The sequence below is a fragment of the Burkholderia sp. Bp8998 genome (genome assembly GCF_003854235.1).
Taxonomy (GTDB): Bacteria; Pseudomonadota; Gammaproteobacteria; order Burkholderiales; family Burkholderiaceae; genus Burkholderia.
Map to the genome: position 1 here is coordinate 50246 of NZ_QTQF01000016.1, position 22852 is coordinate 73097.

General features: G+C 66.8%; 22 protein-coding genes. 11 read left to right on the forward strand and 11 right to left on the reverse strand.

The features are described from left to right. Positions 1–375 precede the first annotated feature (375 nt). Positions 376–1188, forward strand: a complete 813-nt coding sequence (locus DIE06_RS17455) for a mechanosensitive ion channel family protein (protein WP_124662477.1) — start codon at positions 376–378, stop codon at positions 1186–1188. A 176-nt stretch (positions 1189–1364) separates the two neighbouring features. Here the strand turns inward: DIE06_RS17455 and DIE06_RS17460 are convergent, their stop codons facing one another. After that, positions 1365–2048 (reverse strand): DedA family protein, encoded by a 684-nt coding sequence (locus DIE06_RS17460; protein ID WP_124662478.1) that lies wholly within the window; start codon positions 2046–2048, stop codon positions 1365–1367. Between the two features lie 172 nt (positions 2049–2220). On the opposite strand from DIE06_RS17460, the gene mutL reads away from it, so the two are divergent. After that, positions 2221–4209, forward strand: coding sequence for a DNA mismatch repair endonuclease MutL (gene mutL, locus DIE06_RS17465; protein WP_124662479.1), 1989 nt, complete (start codon positions 2221–2223; stop codon positions 4207–4209). Beyond that, positions 4206–5183, forward strand: a complete 978-nt coding sequence (gene miaA / locus DIE06_RS17470; protein WP_124662480.1) for a tRNA (adenosine(37)-N6)-dimethylallyltransferase MiaA — start codon at positions 4206–4208, stop codon at positions 5181–5183. Before mutL ends, miaA begins: the two co-directional genes overlap by 4 nt. A gap of 54 nt (positions 5184–5237) precedes the next feature. On the opposite strand, the gene DIE06_RS17475 is transcribed toward miaA, so the two are convergent. Both DIE06_RS17475 and purM read right to left on the reverse strand, forming a co-directional pair. Next, a complete protein-coding gene (locus tag DIE06_RS17475; RefSeq protein ID WP_124662481.1) occupies positions 5238–5633 on the reverse strand; it encodes an SgcJ/EcaC family oxidoreductase in 396 nt (131 codons plus the stop codon). Positions 5634–5739: 106 nt separating this feature from the next. Then, positions 5740–6795, reverse strand: coding sequence for a phosphoribosylformylglycinamidine cyclo-ligase (purM, locus tag DIE06_RS17480; RefSeq protein ID WP_057926698.1), 1056 nt, complete (start codon positions 6793–6795; stop codon positions 5740–5742). Between the two features lie 247 nt (positions 6796–7042). On the opposite strand from purM, the gene hda reads away from it, so the two are divergent. The 6 genes from hda to panB are packed head-to-tail and all read left to right on the forward strand — an operon-like array spanning position 7043 to position 12127. Further along, positions 7043–7777, forward strand: a complete 735-nt coding sequence (gene hda, locus DIE06_RS17485) for a DnaA regulatory inactivator Hda (RefSeq protein ID WP_006760485.1) — start codon at positions 7043–7045, stop codon at positions 7775–7777. An 11-nt stretch (positions 7778–7788) separates the two neighbouring features. Further along, positions 7789–8466 carry an HAD family phosphatase gene (locus DIE06_RS17490; RefSeq protein WP_124662483.1) on the forward strand — a complete coding sequence of 226 codons (678 nt, stop codon included), beginning with the start codon at positions 7789–7791 and terminating at the stop codon, positions 8464–8466. A 5-nt stretch (positions 8467–8471) separates the two neighbouring features. Further along, complete coding sequence (gene pcnB / locus DIE06_RS17495; protein WP_124662484.1) at positions 8472–10007, forward strand: polynucleotide adenylyltransferase PcnB; 1536 nt, start codon at positions 8472–8474, stop codon at positions 10005–10007. Positions 10008–10042: 35 nt separating this feature from the next. Next, positions 10043–10585, forward strand: a complete 543-nt coding sequence (gene folK, locus DIE06_RS17500; RefSeq protein WP_124662485.1) for a 2-amino-4-hydroxy-6-hydroxymethyldihydropteridine diphosphokinase — start codon at positions 10043–10045, stop codon at positions 10583–10585. Continuing rightward, positions 10582–11268 carry a deoxynucleoside kinase gene (locus DIE06_RS17505; RefSeq protein ID WP_124662486.1) on the forward strand — a complete coding sequence of 229 codons (687 nt, stop codon included), beginning with the start codon at positions 10582–10584 and terminating at the stop codon, positions 11266–11268. The genes folK and DIE06_RS17505 overlap by 4 nt, the downstream gene beginning before the upstream one ends. A gap of 43 nt (positions 11269–11311) precedes the next feature. Continuing rightward, positions 11312–12127: a 3-methyl-2-oxobutanoate hydroxymethyltransferase gene (panB, locus tag DIE06_RS17510; protein ID WP_124662487.1), complete on the forward strand. Its 816-nt coding sequence runs from the start codon at positions 11312–11314 to the stop codon at positions 12125–12127. A 147-nt stretch (positions 12128–12274) separates the two neighbouring features. Here the strand turns inward: panB and DIE06_RS17515 are convergent, their stop codons facing one another. The 5 genes from DIE06_RS17515 to grpE all read right to left on the reverse strand — a co-directional run bounded on the left by DIE06_RS17515 (position 12275) and on the right by grpE (position 18678). Further along, positions 12275–14194, reverse strand: a complete 1920-nt coding sequence (locus DIE06_RS17515; protein ID WP_124662488.1) for a chorismate-binding protein — start codon at positions 14192–14194, stop codon at positions 12275–12277. A 4-nt stretch (positions 14195–14198) separates the two neighbouring features. Further along, positions 14199–15335 (reverse strand): molecular chaperone DnaJ, encoded by a 1137-nt coding sequence (gene dnaJ, locus DIE06_RS17520; RefSeq protein ID WP_124662489.1) that lies wholly within the window; start codon positions 15333–15335, stop codon positions 14199–14201. A gap of 253 nt (positions 15336–15588) precedes the next feature. Beyond that, positions 15589–17535, reverse strand: a complete 1947-nt coding sequence (dnaK, locus tag DIE06_RS17525; protein WP_124662490.1) for a molecular chaperone DnaK — start codon at positions 17533–17535, stop codon at positions 15589–15591. A gap of 146 nt (positions 17536–17681) precedes the next feature. Beyond that, on the reverse strand, positions 17682–18122 hold the full coding sequence (locus DIE06_RS17530) for a thioredoxin family protein (protein ID WP_124662491.1): 441 nt from the start codon (positions 18120–18122) through the stop codon (positions 17682–17684). A 10-nt stretch (positions 18123–18132) separates the two neighbouring features. Next, the gene (gene grpE / locus DIE06_RS17535) at positions 18133–18678 is read right to left on the reverse strand and encodes a nucleotide exchange factor GrpE (RefSeq protein WP_124662492.1); all 546 of its coding nucleotides are present in this window, start codon (positions 18676–18678) and stop codon (positions 18133–18135) included. 351 nt (positions 18679–19029) lie between these two features. Between grpE and DIE06_RS38305 the strand changes: the two genes are divergently transcribed. Next, on the forward strand, positions 19030–19191 hold the full coding sequence (locus DIE06_RS38305) for a hypothetical protein (RefSeq protein ID WP_006476841.1): 162 nt from the start codon (positions 19030–19032) through the stop codon (positions 19189–19191). Here DIE06_RS38305 and DIE06_RS17540 read toward each other — a convergent pair. The 3 genes from DIE06_RS17540 to hrcA all read right to left on the reverse strand — a co-directional run bounded on the left by DIE06_RS17540 (position 19163) and on the right by hrcA (position 21801). Beyond that, positions 19163–19570: an RNA-binding S4 domain-containing protein gene (locus tag DIE06_RS17540; protein WP_124662493.1), complete on the reverse strand. Its 408-nt coding sequence runs from the start codon at positions 19568–19570 to the stop codon at positions 19163–19165. The genes DIE06_RS38305 and DIE06_RS17540 overlap by 29 nt on opposite strands. Before the next feature lie 5 nt (positions 19571–19575). Beyond that, positions 19576–20640, reverse strand: a complete 1065-nt coding sequence (hemH, locus tag DIE06_RS17545) for a ferrochelatase (RefSeq protein WP_124662494.1) — start codon at positions 20638–20640, stop codon at positions 19576–19578. A gap of 138 nt (positions 20641–20778) precedes the next feature. Continuing rightward, positions 20779–21801 (reverse strand): heat-inducible transcriptional repressor HrcA, encoded by a 1023-nt coding sequence (gene hrcA / locus DIE06_RS17550; RefSeq protein WP_011544637.1) that lies wholly within the window; start codon positions 21799–21801, stop codon positions 20779–20781. Positions 21802–21931: 130 nt separating this feature from the next. Here hrcA and DIE06_RS17555 point away from each other — a divergent pair, with 130 nt between their 5' ends. Continuing rightward, positions 21932–22834 carry an NAD kinase gene (locus tag DIE06_RS17555; protein WP_124662495.1) on the forward strand — a complete coding sequence of 301 codons (903 nt, stop codon included), beginning with the start codon at positions 21932–21934 and terminating at the stop codon, positions 22832–22834. Positions 22835–22852: the final 18 nt, after the last annotated feature.

Sequence of the window (22852 nt, forward strand, 5' to 3'; positions counted from 1 at the left end):
GACTGCGCCTGTTACCGGAGGTGTTCGACCTTCTCATGCAATCGAACTGTCCGTTCAGGTTCTCGCAACTTTCAGCTCAGGCTCTCCCAATGCGGGCATTATCGCATGGAATTAGGACACGTCCGAAATCGATCTGAAAGCTACGGGATCAGTCCGCATCCATGATCGGTCGGTAATCAGTGGTAATTAATACCCATTGCACTCCCGATTTAACAATGTGAGTGTCGTGAAAACCGGCACGGAACGCGCTGATTGAAACGTTTTCCATACCGTCGCCCGGGCAGGCGCGGTGGTTGTCTCGATCACACAGGTCGGTTATAACCGTGCGACGAAAACCGGCCGCAGGCCATTCTTTAAACCCGCCATGGAGCCCCCATGCTGAACCTGGATTCCGCCCAGCAATTCCTGATGACCCGCGGCCTCGACTTCGGACTCAACCTCCTCGCCGCGATCGTATTGTGGTTCGTCGGCCGCTGGGCGATCCGCATCGGCACCCGCCTGCTCGGCAAGGTCGTGCGCCGCAGCGGCAAGGTCGACCCGACGCTCACCGACTACCTGACCTCGGTGGTAGGCGTGCTGCTGACGATCCTGCTGATCCTCGCGATCCTGCAGATCTTCGGCGTGCAGACGACGTCGTTCGCCGCGCTGCTCGCCGGCCTCGGCCTCGCGATCGGCACCGCCTGGGGAGGCCTGCTCGCCCACTTCGCCGCGGGCGTGTTCATGCAGGTGCTGCGTCCGTTCAAGATCGGCGACGTGATCAGCGCGGGCGGCGTCACGGGCACGGTGAAGGAACTCGGCCTGTTCGGCACGACGATCGTCACCGCCGACAACATCGTGACGATCGTCGGCAACAACAAGATCTTCTCGGACAACATCGCGAACTACAGCGCGACGCCGCATCGCCGCGTCGACCTGACCGCGAAGATCGCGAACGGCGTCGACGCGGTCGATGCGATCAACCGCCTGAAGACGCAGATCCAGTTGATCCCGAACGTGATGAAAGCGCCGGCGCCGGACGTCGGCGTGCTGCAGTTCACGCCGGAAGGTCCGTTGCTGTTCGTGCGCCCGTCCACACAGCCGGAGAACTACTGGCAGGTGTACTGCGATACCAACCGCGTGATCCTCGAGACGTTCCGCGACGCGCAATACCCGACGCCCGAAACGCCGATATCGCATCGCACTACCTGACGGGACGGTGCCCCCATCGGTTCGCCGGATTCTGACTCGTTCGGTCAGCCTCAAGCAGGCGAATCGTCCGATTCCGGGCATCGACGACCAGCCGGCCGGACCGCACGGACGAAAAAAAGCGTGGCAGCTCATAGCTGCCACGCTTTATTATTGCGAAGAAGCGAAAACGCGCGGGCTCAGTGCCCGCCCGTGTTCTGCGGGCCGCCCGAATGCCGCCCGCGCACCAGCTTCCACAGCGCGCCGAGCGCGACCGGCACGATCGCCGCACCGATCCCCACCAGCACGATCACGTTCAGGTACTGACGGATGAACGGGATATTCCCGAAGAAGTAGCCGAGCAGCACCAGCAGCAGCACCCAGACCAGCGCGCCGATCACGTTGAACAGCTGGAAGCGCGCGAAGCTCATCGAGGACGCCCCGGCGACGAACGGCGCGAAGGTACGCACGACCGGAATGAAGCGCGCAAGCACGATCGTCTTGCCGCCGTGCTTGTCGTAGAACGAGTGGGTCTTTTCCAGCGCCGCGCGATCGAGGAAGCGCTCGAGCACCGGGATATGCGTATTGAACACCTTCGGCCCGACCCAGCGGCCGATCAGGTAGTTCACGGTATTGCCGGTAATCGCCGCGACCAGCAGCAGCGCGATCAGCGCGGCGACGTTCATGTCGCCCGTCGCCGCGAACGCACCGCCGATGAACAGCAGCGAATCGCCCGGCAGGAACGGCAATACGACGAGCCCCGTCTCGCAGAACACGATCAGGAACAGCACCAGATACACCCACGCGCCGTACTGCCGGATGAAGTCGCCGAGGAACGCGTCGATATGCAGGACCAGGTTGACGAAATGAAGCAGCGTATCCAAATGCGATTCCTCGAAGGCGAAAGGGCCGGAACGGCCGAAAAAGCGGAAGTGCCCGCCGGACAAGGCGGCGCGCGGAATGGGGTCATCATACCGAAACTACCTTAAGGCTCCGTGAAAAAACGTAACCGACCGCGGCTCCGGCACGCCCCCGCGGCCTCGCTATAATTCGGCCATGTCCGAAATCACCGAAACGGCCGCGGGCGCCGCGCCCGCCCCCGCTCCGCGCCCGCTGCGCGCGATCCAGCCCCTGCCCGACCAGTTGATCAGCCAGATCGCGGCCGGCGAGGTCGTCGAACGCCCGGCGTCGGTCGTCAAGGAACTGCTCGAGAACGCGATGGACGCCGGCGCGACGACGCTGCGCATCGTGCTCGAGGAAGGCGGCGTCAAGCGCATCTCGATCACCGACGACGGCTGCGGGATTCCGCCCGACGAACTGCCGCTCGCGCTGATGCGCCACGCGACGAGCAAGATCCGCTCGCTCGAGGAGCTCGAGGCGGTCGCGACGCTCGGGTTCCGCGGCGAAGCGCTCGCGTCGATCGCGTCGGTCGCCGAGATGTCGATCACGAGCCGCACGGCCGAGGTCGCGCACGCGATGAAGATCGACGCGACCACGGGCGCGCTGTCGCCGGCCGCCGGCGCGGTCGGCACGACGATCGAGGTGCGCGAGCTGTACTTCAACACGCCCGCGCGCCGAAAATTCCTGAAAAGCGAGCAGACCGAATTCGGCCACTGCGTCGAAATGATCCGCCGCGCGGCGCTCGCGCGGCCGGACGTCGCGATCTCGGTGCTGCACAACGGCAAGGCCGTCGAGCATTGGAACGCGACCGAACCCGCACAGCGCGTCGCGAAGATCCTCGGCGACGGCTTCGCGACCGCGCACCTGCCGCTCGACGAGCAGGCCGGGCCGCTCGCCGTCTACGGCTGTGCGGGTCTGCCGACCGCGAGCCGCGGCCGCGCCGACCAGCAATACTTCTTCGTCAACGGCCGCTTCGTGCGCGACAAGCTGCTCACGCACGCGGTGCGCGCGGCGTACGAAGACGTCCTTCACGGCGACCGTTACCCGTCGTACGTGCTGTTCCTCGACCTGCCGCCCGAAGCCGTCGACGTGAACGTGCACCCGTCGAAGATCGAGGTGCGATTCCGCGATTCGCGCTCGATCCACCAGTACGTCTTCCACGCGGTGCAGCGTGCGCTCGCGCGCCATGCCGGCGCGTCGCCGGAAACCACCGCGGGCGGCCATGCCGCGCAACTCTCACCGGCGCCGAGCGGCCCCGCGTCGTTCCTGAATACGCCGCTCGGCCAGGGCGCGGCCTCCGGCACGGGCGGCAGCGGCTTCTCGTCACCGTCGTCGCCATCGTCTTCATCGGGCAACACGTGGATGCGCCAGGCACGCATGACGCAGGGTACGCTGCCGGTCGCGCAGCCGCTCGCGCTCTACGACGCGCTGTTCGGCCGCAAGGACACGGGCGCTGGCACGCCGGACGGCACGACGATCGTCGCGCGCGATGCGGCGGATGCACCGGTCGCGCCGCTGCCGGGTGTCACCGCGCTCCCGCTCGCTGTCGGCGCGCACGACGAGCAGCCGCTCGGCTTCGCGCTCGGCCAGATCCACGGGATCTACGTACTCGCGCAGAACGCGCACGGCCTCGTGATCGTCGACATGCACGCGGCACACGAGCGGATCCTGTACGAACAGTTCAAGAACGCGCTCGCCGACCGCACGGTCGCCGTGCAGTCGCTGCTGCTGCCGATATCGATGACGGCGACGCCGGTCGAGATCGGCACGGTCGACGAAGAACACGACACGCTCGAATCGCTCGGCTTCGACCTCGCGGTGCTGTCGCCGACGACACTCGCGATCCGCGCGGTGCCCGCGCTGCTGAAGGATGCGGACCTGCAGGCGCTCGCGCGCGCGGTGCTGGCCGACCTCCATGCGTTCGGCGGTTCGCGCGTGCTCACCGAGCGCCAGCACGAGTTGCTCGGCACGCTTGCGTGTCACCACGCGGTGCGCGCAAACCGGCGCCTGACGCTCGACGAGATGAACGCGCTGCTGCGCCAGATGGAAGCGACCGAACGCGCGGACCAGTGCAATCACGGCCGGCCGACGTGGTATCAGCTCACGCTGAACGATCTCGACCGTCTCTTCATGCGCGGACAATGAGCGCTTCGCCGCAGTCCCCTCCGACAACGATCGCCTGCCTGCTCGGCCCCACTGCGTCGGGCAAGACGGCCGCCGCGCTGGCGCTCGCCGCGCGCCGGCCGATCGAGATCGTCAGCGTCGATTCGGCGCTCGTCTACCGCGACATGGATATCGGCACCGCGAAACCGACGCGCGACGAGCGCGTGAGCGTGCCGCACCATCTGATCGACATCATCGATCCGGCCGATGCGTATTCGGCGGCCGAATTCCGCGCGGACGCGCTGCGCCTGATCGGCGAGATCGCCGCGCGCGGTCGCACACCGCTGCTCGCGGGCGGCACGATGCTGTACTACAAGGCGCTCACGCAGGGCCTCAACGACCTGCCGACCGCCGATCCGGCCGTGCGCGCCGAACTCGACGCCGACGCCGCGCGCGACGGCTGGCCTGCCCTCCATGCGCGGCTTGCGCAGGTCGACCCCGCAACGGCCGCGCGGCTCGCACCGAACGATTCGCAGCGGATCCAGCGAGCGCTCGAAGTGTTCCTGCTGAGCGGGCAACCGATGTCGGTGCTGCTCGCCGCACCGCGACGCGCGGACGACGTGGCCGCCGCCTACCGCTTCGTGCCGGTCGCGCTCGAACCGTCGGACCGCGCGGTGCTGCACGCGCGCATCGCGCAACGCTTCGATGCAATGCTCGACGCAGGCTTCATCGACGAGGTCGAACGGCTGCGCCGCCGCGAGGAGCTGCACCTCGGCCTGCCGTCGATGCGCTGCGTCGGCTATCGGCAGGCATGGGAATTCCTCGACGGCGACACCGATTACCGGACCATGCGCGACAAAGGCATCTTCGCGACCCGCCAGCTGTGCAAACGGCAGATCACGTGGCTGCGCGCGATGCCCGAGCGGATCGTCGTCGACTGCGTCGCGCCGGATTCGACCGGCCGTGCGGTTGACGCACTCGAGCGCGTGCTGGACAGCCGTTTCGACGATCAATAACAGGGCTGGATCGACGCGCATCGACCCTGCTTGCGCGTGACGGCCATGCCCCGCTCAATGCACGAGCGTCACGAGATTCGCGTCACGTGCGAGCTGCCAGCGGCCATCCGTCTTGCGGAAGATCGTCAGTGTGTGGCCGGAGCGGCGCACGGTGTCGCCGCCCGGCGGCGTCACGTCGATCTCGAGGAAATTGCGCATGTAGGCCCAGTCGCCCATCACGCGCAGTTCGTCGATCCGGTAACGGCCGTCGACTGTCGGCCCGTTGCCCGCCGCCGCGTTCGCGTCGCGCGACGCGGCCGCGAACGCAGCCTTGTCGAACGGCGGTTTGCCGGCCACCATGAAAATCGCGTCGTCGGCGATCAGGTCGAGCACGGTCGCCAGATCGCCGCGCCGGCTCGACACGAACCAGGTTTCCACCAGATCGCGAATCGCGTGTTCGTCTTCGGTCATCGTCGTTCCTCCTTCCGCGGCGCGCCGATACACCAGGCCCCGCCAGAAAAAAGCCGCCCGGATCGACTCCGGGCGGCTTTCCTTGCTGCATCCTGCTTGCGGTGCGTCAGACCACGACCGTCTGCGCCTCGCCTTCGCGGCTCGCACGCACGGTGCCGATCTTCCACACCTGTTCGCCGGCGGCCGTCAGGTCGGCGATCGCCGCGTCGGCATCGGCTGCCGAGACGATCACCGCCATGCCGATCCCGCAGTTGAACACGCGGTGCATTTCCGCGTCGGCGACCCCGCCGTGCTCCTGCAGCCACTTGAACAGCGGCGGCAGCGGCCATGCGTTCTGGTCAAGCTCGGCCGTGAGGCCTTCGCGCAGCACGCGCGGAATGTTCTCGACGAGGCCGCCACCGGTGATGTGGGCCATGCCCTTCACCGACAGCTTCTGCATCAGCGCGAGCAGCGGCTTCACGTAGATGCGCGTCGGCGCCATCAGCGTGTCGGCCAGCGAGCGGCCGTGGAAATCGGCCGACAGGTCGGGATTCGCGCGCTCGATGATCTTGCGCACGAGCGAGAAGCCGTTCGAGTGGATGCCGCTCGAAGCGAGGCCGAGCACCACGTCGCCTTCGGCGATCGTGCTGCCGTCGATGATCTTGCTCTTCTCGACCGCGCCGACCGCGAAACCGGCCAGGTCGTATTCGCCGTCCGGGTACATGCCCGGCATTTCGGCCGTTTCACCGCCGATCAGCGCGCAGCCCGACAGTTCGCAGCCGTGCGCGATGCCCTTGACGACCGTGGCGGCCGTGTCGACGTCGAGCTTGCCGCACGCGAAATAGTCGAGGAAGAACAGCGGCTCGGCACCCTGCACGAGGATGTCGTTCACGCTCATCGCCACCAGATCCTGGCCGACGGTGTCGTGTTTGTTCAGATGAAAGGCCAGCTTGAGCTTGGTGCCCACGCCGTCGGTGCCCGACACGAGCACGGGTTCCTTGTACTTCTTCGGCACTTCGAACAGCGCGCCGAACCCGCCGATGCCGCCGAGCACGCCATCGCGCAGGGTTTTCTTCGCAAAAGGCTTGATCTTGTCGATGAGCGCGTCGCCCGCGTCGATGTCGACGCCTGCGTCGCGGTAGGACAGACCCTGAGCGTCAGGAGCGGATTTCGGAGGATTCATGGGGGAATGCGAGAAGGTCGGTAAAATGCGATTTTACCCGAAGCCGGCCCGTTGGCCGGAATTCCCAGCACCGAATCGTCAGGGATTGCATCTTGGTCGACACGTCCCCGTTTTCATCGCTACGCGAGCCGCGCCGGAAACCGCGCGCCGCCGTGCGTGCGGCCGCGTGTGCAGGCACCGGAGCAGCCCCCCGCGCGTGCCCGGCGTTCGGCACGCGTTTCATCAACCGACCCGCATTGTGACTGTTGTGTCCCGTCAACTGACGCTCGATCTCGGCACGCCGCCGCCCGCCACGTTCGACAACTTCATCATGAATGAGGAGAACGACGAGCTCATCTCGCGGCTTCAGAAGCTCGACCTCGCGCTCGCGGCGGGGCCCGTGCCGGACCGGTCGTTCTATATCTGGGGCGAGCCCGGCAGCGGCCGCACCCACCTGCTGCAGGCGCTCGTGAGCGATGCATCGTACGGCTACGCGCGCTACCTGACGCCGCAGAGCCCGCTCGGCGCGTTCACGTTCGACCCGCGCATCGGCATCTACGCGATCGACGACTGCGACCGGATGAGCGACACGCAGCAGGTCGCGCTGTTCAACCTGTTCAACGAGGTCCGCGCGCACCCGTCGAGCGCGTTCGTCGCGGCGGGCCCGGCGGCGCCGCTCGCACTCGACGTGCGCGAGGATCTGCGCACGCGCCTCGGCTGGGGGCTCGTGTTCCACCTGTCGCCGCCGTCCGACGCCGGCAAGATCGCCGTACTGAAGCTCGCGGCGAAAGAGCGCGGGATCGCGCTCACCGACGACATCGCCGCCTATCTGCTGACCCATTTCCGCCGCGACATGCCGAGCCTGATGGCGCTGCTCGACGCGCTCGACCGCTTCTCGCTCGAGCAGAAACGCGCCGTCACGCTGCCGCTGCTGCGCCGGATGCTGGCCCGCCCCGGCGACGACATCGCACCGCCGGGCACAGGCCCGAACCGCTTCGAGTAAAATGCCCCTCCATGACTAATCTGGCACTCTTTGACCTCGATCACACGCTGATCCCGACCGATAGCGACCACGAATGGGGCCGCTTCATGGTGAAGCTCGGCATCGTCGACGCGGAAAGCTTTTCGCGTCAGAACGATCAGTTCTTCGCCGACTACAAGGCCGGCAAGCTCGACATCCATGCGTACCTGTGCGCGATGCTGACGCCGCTCGCGAAGTATTCACGCGCGCAGCTCGCCGAATGGCACGAACAGTACATGCACGAGGTGATTCGCCCCGCGATGACGCCCGCCGCGCTGGAACTCGTACGCAAGCACCTCGACGCCGGCGACCTGTGCTGCGTCGTGACCGCGACCAACGAATTCATCACGCGTCCGATCGCGACCGCGTTCGGCGTCGACACGCTGATCGCGTGCGAGGTCGAAACGACCGACGGGCACCCCGACTCGCCGTACACGGGCCGGCCGACCGGCACGCCGAGCTACCGCGAAGGCAAGATCGTCCGCACCGAAGCTTGGCTCGCGTCGCTCGGCAAGCACTGGAACGACTTCGACCACAGCTACTTCTACAGCGACTCGCACAACGATATCCCGTTGCTCGAGAAAGTCACCGACCCGATCGCGACCAACCCCGACGACACGCTGCGTGCGCATGCAAGCGACCGCGGCTGGCGCATCCTCGATCTCTTCTGAACGTCGTGATCAAAAAATTCATTCGCAAGCTGCTCGGCCAGGACGGCGCCGAACAAACGTCGCCCGCCGAGGCGCCCGCCGCCGACACGGCCCCTGCCCCGCGCCCCGCGAAGGGTAGCCGCGGCGGCGCTGCCAAAAAGCCGCGCAGCAATCACGAGCCGACCGTCGTGCCGGCCAGCGTGCACCAGATCGATCCGTCGCTGATCTCGAGGAACGCCGTGCGCGTGACCGACACGCTGCAGCAGGCGGGCTTCCGCGCGTTCATCGTCGGCGGTGCCGTACGCGACCTGCTGCTCGGCATCGCGCCGAAGGACTTCGACGTCGCGACCGACGCAACGCCGACCGAGGTGCAGCGCCTGTTCCGCCGTGCGCGCCTGATCGGCCGCCGCTTCCAGATCGTCCACGTGCAGTTCGGCCAGGAACTGATCGAGGTGTCGACGTTCCGCGCACTGGTCGACGCGCCGCCCGAAACCGCCGCGGCCGAGCCGCCGAAGCGCCTGAAGCGCGACGAACTCGATCGCCGCACGCATGCGGTGGACGCGAGCGGCCGCGTGCTGCGCGACAACGTGTGGGGCGAACAGCACGAAGACGCCGCGCGCCGCGACTTCACGATCAACGCGATGTACTACGACCCGTCGACGCAGACGGTGCTCGACTACCACGACGGGATGGCCGACATGCGCGCCCGTCTGCTGCGCATGATCGGCGATCCCGCCACGCGCTATCGCGAGGATCCGGTGCGGATGCTGCGTGTCGTGCGTTTCGCGGCGAAGCTCGGCTTCGAGATCGAGCAGCACACGCGCGAGCCGATCAACGCGCTCGCCGACCTGATCAACAACGTGCCGGCCGCGCGCCTGTTCGACGAGATGCTGAAGCTGCTGCTGTCGGGCCACGCGCTCGCGTGCCTGAAGCAGCTGCGCAAGGAAGGCCTGCACCACGGGCTGCTGCCGCTCCTCGACGTCGTGCTCGAGCAGCCGCAGGGCGAGAAGTTCATCACGCTCGCGCTGAACAACACCGACGCGCGCGTGCGCGCCGGCAAGCCGGTGTCGCCGGGCTTCCTGTTCGCGACGCTGCTGTGGCACGACATGCGCCAGCGCTTCGAGCAATACACGGCGGAGGGCGAAATCCCGGTGCCGGCGCTCCATCGCGCGATGGACGACGTGCTCGACATGCAGACCGAAAAGCTCGCGATCCACAAGCGCTACTCGGCCGACATGCGCGAGATCTGGGGCCTGCAACTGCGCCTCGAAAAACGCTCGGGCCGCAGCGCGATGCGGCTGCTGGAACACCAAAGGTTTAGAGCGGGGTATGATTTCCTCCTGTTACGCTGCGAATCCGGCGAGCTCGAAGCAGCTGTCGGCCAGTGGTGGACGGATTTCATCGAAGGCGACGCGGCCGCTCGTGAGGCACTTCTCACGCAGGGCGGCTCGAAGGAAAAATCGCCCCGCAAGCGGCGCCGCCGCGGTGGTGCGCGAAACCGCAAGCCGGGCGAAGGCGCCGCCGAGCAGGCGCCGGACACCGCGGACGGTTCCGACGACTGACGCGCTCGCCGGCGAACGACGTAGGAAGTGATGCCATGACGGTTGCATATATCGGACTGGGGGCGAATCTCGGCGATGCGCGCCAGACCCTGAAGGACGCGGTGGTGTGCCTCGCGCAGCAGCGCACCATCTCGATCCTCGGCAAATCGAGCCTGTATCGCACGGCGCCCTTCGAAGCGGGCGGCGACGATTACTACAACTGCGCCGTCAAGCTCGACACGACGCTGTCGGCCCGGGAGCTGCTCGCGCTCTGCCAGAAGATCGAACATCACTTCGGGCGCGAGCGCCCGTATCGCAACGCGCCGCGCACGCTCGACCTCGACATCCTGCTGTTCGGCTCCGATTCGATCGACGAACCCGACCTGATCGTCCCGCATCCGCGCCTCACCGATCGCGCATTCGCGCTCGTGCCGCTCGTCGAAATCGACCCGGCGCTCGACATCCCCGCGCGCGGCCGCGCCGATGCATTCCTCGCCTCCGTCGCGGATCAGCGCGTCGAGAAGGTCCAGACCTGTCAATGCCTGATGCAGAAGGCCCTTGCCGCCGGCGCTGACGCCGACAAGAACCGCTGCCGATGAACACCACGCCGCTGACCGTCACCGCGCCCGACCTGCGCGCCCCGCATCGCTATCTCGTGATCGAAGGCCCGATCGGCGTCGGCAAGACGACGCTCGCGCGCCTGCTCGGCGAGCGCTGGTCGATGCAGGCGCTGCTCGAACGCCCGCAGGACAACCCGTTCCTCGAACGCTTCTATCGCGACACCGCGCGCTACGCGCTGCCCGCGCAGCTGTCGTTCGCGCTGCAGCGCGCGCAGCAGGCGCGCGAACTGATCGGCGCGCTCGATACGGGCCGCCCCGTCGTCGCCGATTTCATGCCGCAGAAGAACGACATCTTCGCGCGGCTGAACCTGCCTGAAGACGAATGGCAGCTGTACCGGGCGATCGCGACGCACGTCGACGTCCCGCAGGCGCCCGCGCCCGATCTCGTCGTCTATCTGCAGGCGAGCCCCGAGGTGCTGTTCTCGCGCATCCAGAAGCGCGGGCTGCCGATGGAGCTGCAGATCAGCGACACGTACCTGCGCTCGCTCGTCGATGCGTACAACGAGTTCTTCTATCACTACGACCGCACGCCGGTACTCACGGTCGCGGCTGAACACCTGAACCCGCTGGATTCCCCCGAAGACCTCGCGCTGCTGATCGAGCGCATCGACACGATGCGCGGCCGCAAGGAATTCTTCGTCAAGGGCGAGACGGCGCGCTGACGCGTCCTCGCCTGTCGTTCCCCCCCATCGAACCGGATTTCCCATGACCTATCTCCAGGAATCGAGCCGGCCTGCCGTCACGGTGCCCAAGCTGCAGGCAATGCGCGAGGCCAACGAGAAGATCGCGATGCTCACCTGCTACGACGCGAGCTTTGCGTCGCTGCTCGATCGCTCGGGCGTCGACGTGCTGCTGATCGGCGACTCGCTCGGCAACGTGCTGCAGGGCCACACGACCACGCTTCCCGTATCGCTCGACGACATCGCATACCACACCGCATGCGTCGCGCGCGTGCAGCCGCGCGCGCTGATCATGGCCGATCTGCCGTTCGGCACGTACGGCACGCCGGCCGAGGCATTCGCGAGCGCCGTCAAGCTGATGCGCGCCGGTGCGCAGATGATCAAGCTCGAAGGCGGCGAATGGCTCGCCGAAACGATCCGCTTCCTCGTCGAACGCGCGGTGCCCGTGTGCGCGCATGTCGGCCTCACGCCCCAGTCGGTGCACGCGTTCGGCGGCTTCAAGGTACAGGGCAAGACCGAGGCCGGCGCCGCGCAACTGCTGCGCGACGCGCGCGCGGTCGAGGCGGCCGGCGCACAGGTCGTCCTGCTCGAGGCCGTACCGACCCTGATCGGATCCGAGGTCACGCAGATGCTGCGGGTTCCGACGATCGGCATCGGCGCGGGCGCCGACTGCTCGGGCCAGGTGCTCGTGCTGCACGACATGCTCGGCATCTTCCCCGGCAAGCGCCCGCGCTTCGTGAAGGATTTCATGCAGGGCCAACCGAACATCCAGGCAGCTGTCGAGGCCTATGTGAGCGCGGTGAAGGACGGTTCGTTCCCCGGTCCGGAACATTCGTTCTGACGCGCGGCCGGCGGCTCGTTCGCCGGCGCCTTCCGGATACGAAAAAGCGCGGCGCTCTTTGCAGGGCGCCGCGCTTTTTCCTGGGATGCCGTGTTGTCGAACGTGAACGGCACCCACGCTTCGGGCGCGGCCCGAACCCTCATTGCGTCACTTCAATACCGCGTCGAGCGCGCCGCGCAATGCATTGGTCAGCAGCAGCGCTTCCGCACGCGCAAGGTCATCGCACGTGACGACACGCTCCACCGCGCCGAACGCGCGATCGTCGAGCAGCACACCGCGCATCAAGCCCGGCAGCACGCCGCACGACAACGGCGGCGTCACCCACACGCCATCGAGCTTCACGAAGAGGTTCGAGCGCCCGCCTTCCGTCACCTCGCCGCGCTCGTTGACGAACAGCATGTCGAAGCCGCCGAGCACTTCCGCCGCCTGCCACGCACGGTCGTATTCGGCGCGGCGCGTCGTCTTGTGCAGCAGCAGCGCATCGTCCGTGCGGGTCGGCGCAAAGCCGTGCGCGGATGCGAGCATCACGCCGACCGGCCCCGCGGGCAACGGCTTCAGCGCCGCGGCCGTGATGTCGACCGTGCCGTCCTTCGCGAGTGCGAGCTTCATCCGGTACGGGCCGTCGCCGTCGAGCGCCGCGCAGCGCGCGTCGATCTCGCGACGCAATGCATCGGGGTCGAGGCGGAAGCCGAACGCATCGGCGCTGCGCTGCAGCCGCGCAAGATGTCGCTCGAGATGCCGGATGCCGTCCGCACGCGTCGCGGCGGTGGTTTCGAACAACTGGAAGCCGGGATCGGCATCGGTCAGGAATCGCGCTTTCAATTCGCACTCCGCATATTCATCGGCGGCGACGCTGTCGAGCACGATGCCCGCGCCGACACCCATCGTGCCGCGCCGCCGGCCGCCAGCGGCCGCTGCCGCTTCACGCGTGTCGATCGTTGCGGCAGCATCGACACCGACCGCATCGAGCGTCAGCGTCCGGATCGCGACCGACAGGCAGAAATCGCCGCAGCCGGCCGCATCGTCGGGTGCCGCATCGCCCGTCGAAGGGCCTTCCTTTCGCGCATCGAGCCAGCCGATCGCGCCCGTATAAAGCCCGCGCGGCGTCGACTCGATCGCGTCGATCAGTTCCATCGTCTTGTGCTTCGGCGCACCGGTGATCGATCCGCACGGAAACAGCGCGCGCAGCATCTGGGCAAACGTGGTGCCGTCGCGCCAGCCGGCCTCGACCGTCGACGTCATCTGCCACACCGATGCATACGGCTCGACCGAGAACAGCGCCGGCACCCTGACCGTGCCCGTACGCGCGATCCGCGACACGTCGTTGCGCAGCAGGTCGACGATCATCACGTTTTCCGCGCGGTTCTTCGGATCGTTCGCGAGAAACGCGGCGGCCGCCGTGTCGTCGCGCGGATCGGCCGAGCGCGGCGCGGTGCCTTTCATCGGGCGCGCGCGCAGCACGTCGCCGTGCTTCTCGACGAACAGCTCCGGCGAGCACGACACGACCCATGCGCCGTCGGGCAGCGCGATCAGCGCGCCGTAACGCACGGGTTGACGTGCGCGAAGCCGCCGGTACAGCGCAAGCGGCGTGCCGAACACGTCGAAATTCAGCCGGTACGTGTAGTTGATCTGGTACGAATCGCCCACGCGCAATGCGTCGTGCACCGCGGCGATCGCCGCGTCGAACGCATCGCGCGACACGCTCTTCGCGACATGCGCGACGCCCGCGATCGACGGCGGCCCGCCGCCGTCCTGCCGTGCGAGCCATGCGTCGACTTCGTCGCGCGACAGGTGCTCGCAGCGCGCATACAGCAAAAAGCGCAGCGGGGCATGGCCCGGCTGCGCTCTTTCCAGATTGCGTCCGAATTCGTAATCGCCGACGACGACCGCATGCAGCCCGTCGCGCAGATCCTGCGCCACCGCCGCATCGAGTTCGTCAAGCCGTGCCGGATCCGTGCACACGCGTTCGCGCACGAAACCGGAATACAAACGACTCGACCGCGCGGACGCGGTCGAGTCGCAATCGTCCAAGAGCGCGAAGGACGCGCTCTCGTTGCCTTCAGTCATGCCGTTACTCGAAGAAGCTCTTCACCCGGTCGAACCAGCTCTTGCTCTGCGGGCTGTGACGCGCACCGCCCTCGGCCAGCGACTTCTCGAACTGCTTGAGCAGGTCGCGCTGCTGGTCGGTCAGCTTCACGGGCGTCTCGACCTGCACGTGCACGTACAGATCGCCCGCGATGCTCGAACGCAGACCCTTGATCCCCTTGCCGCGCAGACGGAACGTCTTGCCCGACTGCGTGCCTTCCGGCACCGGGAACGACGCACGGCCGGCCAGCGTCGGTACCTCGATCTCGCCGCCGAGCGCGGCGGTCGTGAACGGGATCGGCATCTGGCAATGGAGATCGTCGCCGTCGCGCTCGAACACCGAGTGCGGCTTGATGTGGATCTCGACGTACAGGTCGCCCGGCGGCCCGCCGTTGATGCCCGGCTCGCCGTTGCCGGCCGAGCGGATCCGCATCCCGTCGTCGATGCCGGCCGGGATCTTCACTTCGAGCGTCTTGGTTTCCTTCACCTTGCCCGACCCGTGGCAGTGCGCGCACGGTTCGGGGATGTAGGTGCCGGTGCCATGGCACTTCGGGCAGGTCTGCTGGATGCTGAAGAAACCCTGCGACATGCGCACCGTGCCCTGGCCGTGACAGGTCGGGCAGGTTTCCGGCTTCGTGCCGGGCTTCGCGCCCGACCCGTGACAGACTTCGCACGATACCCAGCTCGGCACGCGGATTTGCGTGTCGTAGCCGTGCGCGGCCTGCTCGAGCGTGATTTCCATGCTGTAGCGCAGGTCGGCGCCGCGGTACACCTGCGGACCGCCGCGGCCGCCGCGCGCGGCACCGCCCGCGGCCTGCCCGAAGATGTCGCCGAAGATGTCGCCGAACGCATCCGCGAAGCCGCCGAAACCCTGTGCGCCCGCACCGCCCATGTTCGGATCGACGCCTGCGTGGCCGTACTGGTCGTACGCCGCGCGCTTCTGGTCGTCCGACAGCATCTCATAGGCTTCCTTCGCTTCCTTGAAATGCTCTTCCGCATCCTTGCTGTCCGGATTGCGGTCAGGGTGATACTTCATCGCAAGCTTGCGATACGCCTTCTTGATTTCGTCGTCGCTCGCATTCTTTGCGACGCCCAGAACCTCGTAGTAATCCCGTTTCGCCATATCGATTCACTGTGCCGTCGCGCGTCACACGCGCGGCGGCTCCTTTCGCCCGCAGTAAAGTCTCTCGACTCGTCTGGCGCTGCGCCGTCCGCGGACGGCTCGCGCAGCACCCGCCAAAAAACAAATGTGCCCGGAGGGCCGCGAAGCCCGCCAGGCGTGGAGTCGATCCGGCCATCCGGAAGGAAAGACAGACCGCTGTTCAGCCGCGCCGCGCGCAACTCGCGCGCGGCGTGCGGTGCCATGGCAACCCGGCTTAGTCCTTCTTCACTTCCTTGAACTCGGCGTCGACGACGTCGTCGGCAGCCTGCTGCGCACCGCCCGCGTGGGCCGCGCCTTCCGCTGCACCCGCCGCGCCGCCCGCCTGCTGCGCCTGCATGTCGGCATACATCTTTTCGCCGAGCTTCTGCGACACCTGACCGAGCTCCTCGACCTTCGCGTCGATCGCCGCCTTGTCGGCCGACGTGTCCTTCAGGACTTCCTCGAGCGACTTCAGCGACGCTTCGATCTTTTCCTTCTCGCCCGCGTCCAGCTTGTCGCCGTACTCGGTGAGCGCCTTCTTCGTGCTGTGGACCAGCGCGTCGCCCTGGTTGCGCGAATCGGCCAGCTCGCGCAGCTTGTGGTCTTCCGCTGCGTTCGCTTCCGCGTCCTTGATCATCTGGTCGATTTCAGCGTCGGACAGGCCCGAGTTCGCCTTGATCGTGATCTTGTTTTCCTTGCCGGTCGCCTTGTCCTTCGCGCCGACGTGCAGGATGCCGTTCGCGTCGATGTCGAAGGTCACTTCGATCTGCGGCACGCCGCGCGGCGACGGCGGGATGCCTTCGAGGTTGAACTCGCCGAGCAGCTTGTTGCCTGCCGCCATCTCGCGTTCGCCCTGGAACACCTTGATCGTCACGGCCGACTGGTTGTCGTCCGCCGTCGAATACACCTGTGCGTGCTTCGTCGGGATCGTCGTGTTCTTGTTGATCATCTTCGTCATCACACCGCCGAGCGTCTCGATACCGAGCGACAGCGGGGTCACGTCGAGCAGCAGCACGTCCTTGCGGTCGCCCGACAGGACCTGGCCCTGGATCGCCGCGCCAACTGCGACGGCTTCGTCCGGGTTCACGTCACGGCGCGGATCCTTGCCGAAGAACTCCTTCACCTTCTCCTGCACCTTCGGCATGCGGGTCTGGCCGCCGACCAGGATCACGTCGTCGATGTCCGACACCTTGACGCCGGCGTCCTTGATCGCGATGCGGCACGGTTCGATCGTGCGCTCGACGAGATCCTCGACCAGCGCTTCCAGCTTCGCGCGGGTGATCTTCAGGTTCAAGTGCTTCGGACCCGATGCGTCGGCCGTGATGTACGGCAGGTTGATTTCGGTCTGCTGGCTCGACGACAGCTCGATCTTCGCCTTTTCAGCGGCTTCCTTCAGGCGTTGCAGCGCGAGCACGTCCTTCGACAGGTCGACGCCCTGCTCCTTCTTGAACTCGCCGATGATGTAATCGATGATGCGCTGGTCGAAGTCCTCGCCGCCGAGGAACGTGTCGCCGTTGGTCGACAGCACTTCGAACTGCATTTCGCCGTCGACGTCCGCGATCTCGATGATCGACACGTCGAACGTGCCGCCGCCGAGGTCATACACGGCGATCTTGCGGTCGCCCTTCTCGGCCTTGTCGAGGCCGAATGCGAGCGCAGCCGCGGTCGGCTCGTTGATGATCCGCTTGACTTCGAGGCCCGCGATGCGGCCGGCGTCCTTGGTCGCCTGACGCTGGCTGTCGTTGAAGTACGCCGGCACCGTGATCACGGCTTCCGTGACCGGCTCGCCGAGGTAGTCTTCGGCCGTCTTCTTCATCTTGCGCAGCACTTCCGCCGAAACCTGCGGCGGCGCGAGCTTCTCGCCGTGCGCTTCGACCCAGGCGTCGCCGTTGTCGGCCTTGATGATCGCGTAAGGCATCAGGCCGATGTCCTTCTGGACTTCCTTCTCTTCGAAGCGGCGGCCAATCAGGCGCTTCACCGCGAACAGCGTGTTCTTCGGGTTGGTCACGGACTGACGCTTGGCCGGCGCGCCGACGAGCACTTCGTTATCGTCCATGTAGGCGATGATCGACGGCGTCGTGCGCGTGCCTTCCGAGTTCTCGATGACCTTGACCTGGTTGCCTTCCATGATGGCGACGCACGAGTTCGTGGTGCCGAGGTCAATACCGATGATCTTTCCCATTTTCCTAATCTCCAGAAATGCTTGTTTGCTGCGCGAAACCCCGCGTTTTTGGGTGGCTTCGCGCGCCAGAATTCAACTCTGTTCCCGAAATGCGTCCGGCCGATCCGTTTTCAAGACCCGCCAAGCGATGCGGATATTAAATTTTTTCAATCGCCGCCGATAGCCGGATCGTGCGGGCCGCGATCGCGGCCCGCCGGCGCGCCGGCCGCCCCGGCGGTCTTCGCGCGCGCCGCCGACACCGCCGCCTGGAACTGGGCGAGGCCATGCCAGCCGGTCGCGCGGCCGAGCCGCTTGCCACGGTGGAAGAAGAACCACGTCGGCACGCCGTGCAGGCCGAAGCGGTGCCCCAGCTCATGGTGTTCGTACACGTTGCAATGGAACCACTTCAGGTCCAGCGCGCGGATCGCGTCCGGCTGGGCGAGCATCGCCTTCTTCGCGATCTCGCAGTTGAAGCAGTCGACGCCCCAGAAGAACACCACGGCGAGCGCATCGCCGGCGCCGGCGATGCCGGCGTCGAACGCGTCGGGCGCCAGCGCCTGCATGCCGAACGCTTCGAACGCGGCCGCGTCGACGCCGGCGGGAACCATCGCGGCAGCCTTACTTCGGCTGGGCGACCGTGACAAGCGCCGGGCGCAGCACGCGGTCGGCAATCGTGTAGCCCTTTTGCAGGACGCTCACGACAGTGTTCGGCTCCTGCTCGGCCGGCACCATCGAAATAGCCTGGTGCTGGTGCGGATCGAACTTCTCGCCGACCGGGTTGATCGCGACGACGCGACCCTTCTCGAGCGCGCTCGTCAGCTGGCGCAGCGTCAGTTCGACACCTTCGCGCACCTTCGTGATGTCGCCGGACGTGTCGCTGACGGCGGCCTCGAGGCTGTCCAGCACGGGCAGCAGGTGCTCCGCGAAGCCCTCGATCGCAAACTTGTGCGCCTTCGAGACGTCTTCCTGCGCGCGGCGGCGGACGTTCTCGGTCTCGGCCTTCGCCCGGAGGAAGCTCTCCTGCAGCTCGGCGACCTTGGCTTGAGCCTCCGCGAGCGCCGCGTCGGCGGCTTCGGCGGCGGGAGCAGCGCCTTGCGCCGCCTGCTTCTCGCTGCCGATGTCTTCGGCCGATTGGGTAGCCGGGTTCTCTTGCGTGTTTTCCATGTCGCTGAAAGTCGATTAGAGGTTGAAGCCAAATCGGCAACCGTCGGACCGTATGCCGGCGGCACCGCACATTGTTGGTGCAAATAAGGGCGAAAACTGCGATTTCAAGAGGGCTATTCGCCGGCATTCGCCAATGCCGCGAAACAAGCGCACCGCGCGCCGCCCGATTGCGCGCATTTGTCGCCAGATCGGACGAAACGGCCGGTAACAACGCTTACCAGGCAAGTACTAGCTCGGCACAGGGGGCTGCACTACACTCCATTCAAGCGTCGAAAAAGCGTGTTTACCCTAGCTTACCGCCGCCTGACATCCACCTGGCGCTGCATTCACCGTCCCATCGAGGCGAGTACCGTGAAACTGACCTTTGCCATATCGGTGGTCGCGCTGGTACTGATTGCCGGCACCACCACCATCTGCCTGTCCGGAGCCGTCACCGACCGCACGACCGAATACGGAAGCGCGCGGGCGACGTTCGACCAGATGTTCAGCTCCCACCAGAAAATCTGTCGATGATGCGCCGGTCGCGCTTGGTCGGCCGGCCGTGCAGTTCCGCCGCCGGCTCGCGATAGGTGCGGCGCCGTTCCAGTTCGGCGAGCCGCGCGACGCGCCCCGCTTCCGTTTCCTCGTAAAGCGTCTGCGCGATGCTCGCGGGCCCGCGCACGTCGCAAATGCCCAGCACGGCAATGTGCCAGACGACACCATCGATCGCAATCTCGACCTCGTCGCCGACGCGCACGTCCTTCGCCGGCTTGACCGCCGCGCCGTTGATCTTCACGTGGCCCTTGTCGGCCGCGTCGGACGCGAGCGAGCGCGTCTTGAAGAAGCGGGCGGCCCATAGCCATTTGTCGATGCGCAGCTTCGCGCCGGGTTCCGTCGAAATCCTGTAGTTCATCGCGTTCAACTCACCGTTTCGGGCTGCACGACCTTCACCGGCCAGCCCTGCAGATTCTCGGCGACGATCTCGCCCACCGCGCCGATCCACGCGGACGCGCCGTTCAGGCACGGAATCCGGTGGAACGTCTGGCCGCCGCCCGCGATGAACTCGTCGCGCACCTCCATCCCGATCTCCTCGATCGTCTCCAGACAATCGGCCGTAAAACCGGGACAGAACACATCGGCCCGCCGCACGCCGGCCTCGCCGAGCTCGCGCAGTGTCGGCGCCGTGTACGGCTGCAGCCACTCGGCCTTGCCGAAGCGCGACTGGAACGTTACGCGGCATTCGAGCGTCGACAGCCCGAGCACGGCCATCAGCAGCGCGCCCGTCTGCTGGCACTGGTCGTGATAGGGGTCGCCCAGGTCGAGCGTGCGTTTCGGCACGCCGTGAAAACTCAGCACGAGTTTGTCGCCGGCCGCGAAGTCGGGCCGGCCGTGCTGCGCCCAGTACTGGCGCACCTGTTCGGCAAGCGCGTGGATGTAGGCCGGATGGTCGGCATACTGCCGCACCGTGCGCACTTCCGGCTGGTTGCGCATCCGCGCGAGCGCGGCGAACGCGGCATCGAATGCCGTCGCGGTGGTGGACGCCGAGTATTGCGGATACATCGGCATCAGCAGCACGCGCTCGACGCCCGCGCGCTTGAACTGCGCGAGCGCCTGCGCAATGCTCGGGCTGCCGTAGCGCATCGCGTAGTCGACCGTCACCTGATAGCCGTTCGAGGCGAGCAGGTGGCGCACGCCTTCGGTCTGGCGCTCGGTGTATACGCGCAGCGGCGAGCCTTCGGGCATCCAGACGGCCGCGTATTTCTTCGCGGACGCGCGGCCGCGCAGCGGCAGGATCAGCGTGCGCAGCAGCACTTGCCAGACGGCCTGCGGGATTTCGACGACGCGGGGGTCCGACAGGAACTCGGCCAGATAGCGCCGCACCGCGCGCGGCGTCGGGGCGTCGGGCGTGCCGAGATTGATCAGCAGCACGCCGATGCGATGGGCAGCCGCGACGCTCGAAGGCGGCTCAAGATCGAAACGCATGGGCAGGAACGTGCTCGCGGCACGCAGTCGGACGGCCCTCAATTATAGCGGGCCGCCTCGCTCGGGTCGGCTGGCCGTTCGGCCGACTGGTGGCGCGCGCGCCGCCGCGGCACGATGGCGGGACGGTGTCGGTTCAGGTTACTGCTGGCTCAGCGTGAGCGACAGCAGCCGCGCGGTGATGTCGACGATCGGGATCACGCGGTTGTACGCCATGCGGGTCGGGCCGATCACGCCGAGCGTGCCGACGATCTGGCCGTTCACCTCGTAGGGTGCGGTCACGACGCTCATTTCCTCGATCGGCACGAGCGTCGATTCGCCGCCGATGAAGATCTGCACGCCCTGGGCGTGGCTCGACACGTCGAGCAATTGCAGGAGGCCCGTCTTTTGGTCGAACACGTCGAACAGCTTGCGCAGCCGCGCCATGTCGGACGACAGGTCCGCCACTTCGAGCAGGTTGCGCTCGCCGGAAATCAGCACGGTGTCCTCGGTGTCGGGCACCTCGGTGCTGGCCGTCACGGCTGCATGCATCAGCGTGGTCATGTCGCCGCGCAACTGGTCGATCTCGTCGCGCAGGCGGCGGCGCACCTCGTCGAACGACAGCCCGGCGAAATGCGCATTGATGTAGTTGGACGCCTCGGTGAGCTGCGACGGCGAATAGTCGCGCGGCGTCGCGAGCATCCGGTTCTGCACGTCGCCCTCGGGCGTGACGATGATCAGCAGGATCCGCTTGTCCGACAGCCGCATGAACTCGATCTGCTTGAACACGTGGCTGCGGCGCGGCGTCAGCACGACACCCGCGAACTGCGACAGGTTCGACAGCACGCTCGCCGCGGCCGCCACGACCCGCTGCTGCGGCTCGCCGGCCTGCAGCGTGTTCTGTACCTGGCGCGCGACGGCCTCGGCGTCGATCGGCGCCTCGACCGTCAGCATCGTGTCGACGAACAGGCGATAGCCGCGCGGCGTCGGCACGCGGCCGGCCGACGTGTGCGGGCTCGACACGAGGCCGAGCTCCTCCAGGTCGGACATCACGTTGCGGATCGTTGCCGGGCTCAGCTCGAGCCCGGAATAACGGGACAACGTGCGCGAGCCGACCGGCTGACCGTCGGCGATATACCGTTCGATCAGGGTTTTCAGGAGGGTTCGTGCGCGAGGATCTAGCATGGTGGAAAATTTTAGCGCAACCGCGCGACCGCGGCGAGTGGCCGCGGCCACTGTCGCGCGGGCTGACCGATCCGGCCCCGTCCGCGCACAGCCGGTTCTTTTCGTCAACGAGCTATGGTGTAATGCCGGCATGAAAACCGGTAATCAGTTCAACACTGTCGCGCTCGTCGGCCGGAGCAACACGCCCGGCATCGCCGAGCCGCTCGCCACGCTGGCTGGCTGCATCGCGAAGCTCGGCTTCGAGGTCGTGTTCGAAGCCGACACCGCGCGCGAGATCGGCATCTCCGGCTATCCGGCGCTCACCCCGGCGGAAATCGGGGCGCGCGCGGACGTGGCGGTCGTGCTCGGCGGCGACGGCACGATGCTCGGCATCGGCCGCCAGCTCGCGCCGTACAAGACGCCGCTGATCGGGATCAACCACGGGCGGCTCGGCTTCATCACCGACATCGCGGCGGCCGACATGCAGGCGCGCGTCCCGGTGATCCTGTCGGGCAAGTTCGAGCGCGAGGAGCGCTCGCTGCTCGAGGCCCGCATCGTGCGCGACGGCGAACCGATCTACCACGCGCTCGCGTTCAACGACGTCGTCGTGAACCGCAGCGGCTTTTCCGGGATGGTCGAGCTGCGCGCGTCGGTCGACGGCCGGTACATGTACAACCAGCGTTCGGACGGCCTGATCGTCGCCACGCCGACCGGCTCGACCGCGTACGCGCTGTCGTCGGCCGGCCCGATCCTGCATCCGCAGCTCCAGGGCATCGTGCTCGTGCCGATCGCGCCGCACGCGCTGTCGAACCGGCCGATCGTGCTGCCCGACGATTCGAAGATCGCGATCCAGATCGTCGCCGGCCGCGACGTCAACGTGAACTTCGACATGCAGTCGTTCACCGCGCTCGAGTTGAACGACACGATCGAGGTGCGCCGCTCGAAGCACACGGTGCCGTTCCTGCACCCGGTCGGCTACAGCTACTACGCGACGCTGCGCAAGAAGCTGCACTGGAACGAGCACGCATCGAACGAAGACGACAAGGCGTCCTGACGCACCAACGCCCGACAC

Excerpts from the sequence above, each read along its gene's own strand:
- purM (WP_057926698.1), bottom strand. The coding sequence starts at position 6,795 with ATGAATCCTCCGAAATCCGCTCCTGACGCTCAGGGTCTGTCCTACCGC.
- DIE06_RS17555 (WP_124662495.1), top strand. The coding sequence starts at position 21,932 with ATGAAAACCGGTAATCAGTTCAACACTGTCGCGCTCGTCGGCCGGAGC.
- DIE06_RS17475 (WP_124662481.1), bottom strand. The coding sequence starts at position 5,633 with ATGACCGAAGACGAACACGCGATTCGCGATCTGGTGGAAACCTGGTTC.
- dnaJ (WP_124662489.1), bottom strand. The coding sequence starts at position 15,335 with ATGGCGAAACGGGATTACTACGAGGTTCTGGGCGTCGCAAAGAATGCG.
- DIE06_RS17540 (WP_124662493.1), bottom strand. The coding sequence starts at position 19,570 with ATGAACTACAGGATTTCGACGGAACCCGGCGCGAAGCTGCGCATCGAC.
- grpE (WP_124662492.1), bottom strand. The coding sequence starts at position 18,678 with ATGGAAAACACGCAAGAGAACCCGGCTACCCAATCGGCCGAAGACATC.
- hemH (WP_124662494.1), bottom strand. The coding sequence starts at position 20,640 with ATGCGTTTCGATCTTGAGCCGCCTTCGAGCGTCGCGGCTGCCCATCGC.
- dnaK (WP_124662490.1), bottom strand. The coding sequence starts at position 17,535 with ATGGGAAAGATCATCGGTATTGACCTCGGCACCACGAACTCGTGCGTC.
- miaA (WP_124662480.1), top strand. The coding sequence starts at position 4,206 with ATGAGCGCTTCGCCGCAGTCCCCTCCGACAACGATCGCCTGCCTGCTC.
- DIE06_RS17490 (WP_124662483.1), top strand. The coding sequence starts at position 7,789 with ATGACTAATCTGGCACTCTTTGACCTCGATCACACGCTGATCCCGACC.
- panB (WP_124662487.1), top strand. The coding sequence starts at position 11,312 with ATGACCTATCTCCAGGAATCGAGCCGGCCTGCCGTCACGGTGCCCAAG.
- DIE06_RS17515 (WP_124662488.1), bottom strand. The coding sequence starts at position 14,194 with ATGACTGAAGGCAACGAGAGCGCGTCCTTCGCGCTCTTGGACGATTGC.
- folK (WP_124662485.1), top strand. The coding sequence starts at position 10,043 with ATGACGGTTGCATATATCGGACTGGGGGCGAATCTCGGCGATGCGCGC.
- hrcA (WP_011544637.1), bottom strand. The coding sequence starts at position 21,801 with ATGCTAGATCCTCGCGCACGAACCCTCCTGAAAACCCTGATCGAACGG.
- DIE06_RS17455 (WP_124662477.1), top strand. The coding sequence starts at position 376 with ATGCTGAACCTGGATTCCGCCCAGCAATTCCTGATGACCCGCGGCCTC.
- DIE06_RS17505 (WP_124662486.1), top strand. The coding sequence starts at position 10,582 with ATGAACACCACGCCGCTGACCGTCACCGCGCCCGACCTGCGCGCCCCG.
- DIE06_RS17530 (WP_124662491.1), bottom strand. The coding sequence starts at position 18,122 with ATGGTTCCCGCCGGCGTCGACGCGGCCGCGTTCGAAGCGTTCGGCATG.
- mutL (WP_124662479.1), top strand. The coding sequence starts at position 2,221 with ATGTCCGAAATCACCGAAACGGCCGCGGGCGCCGCGCCCGCCCCCGCT.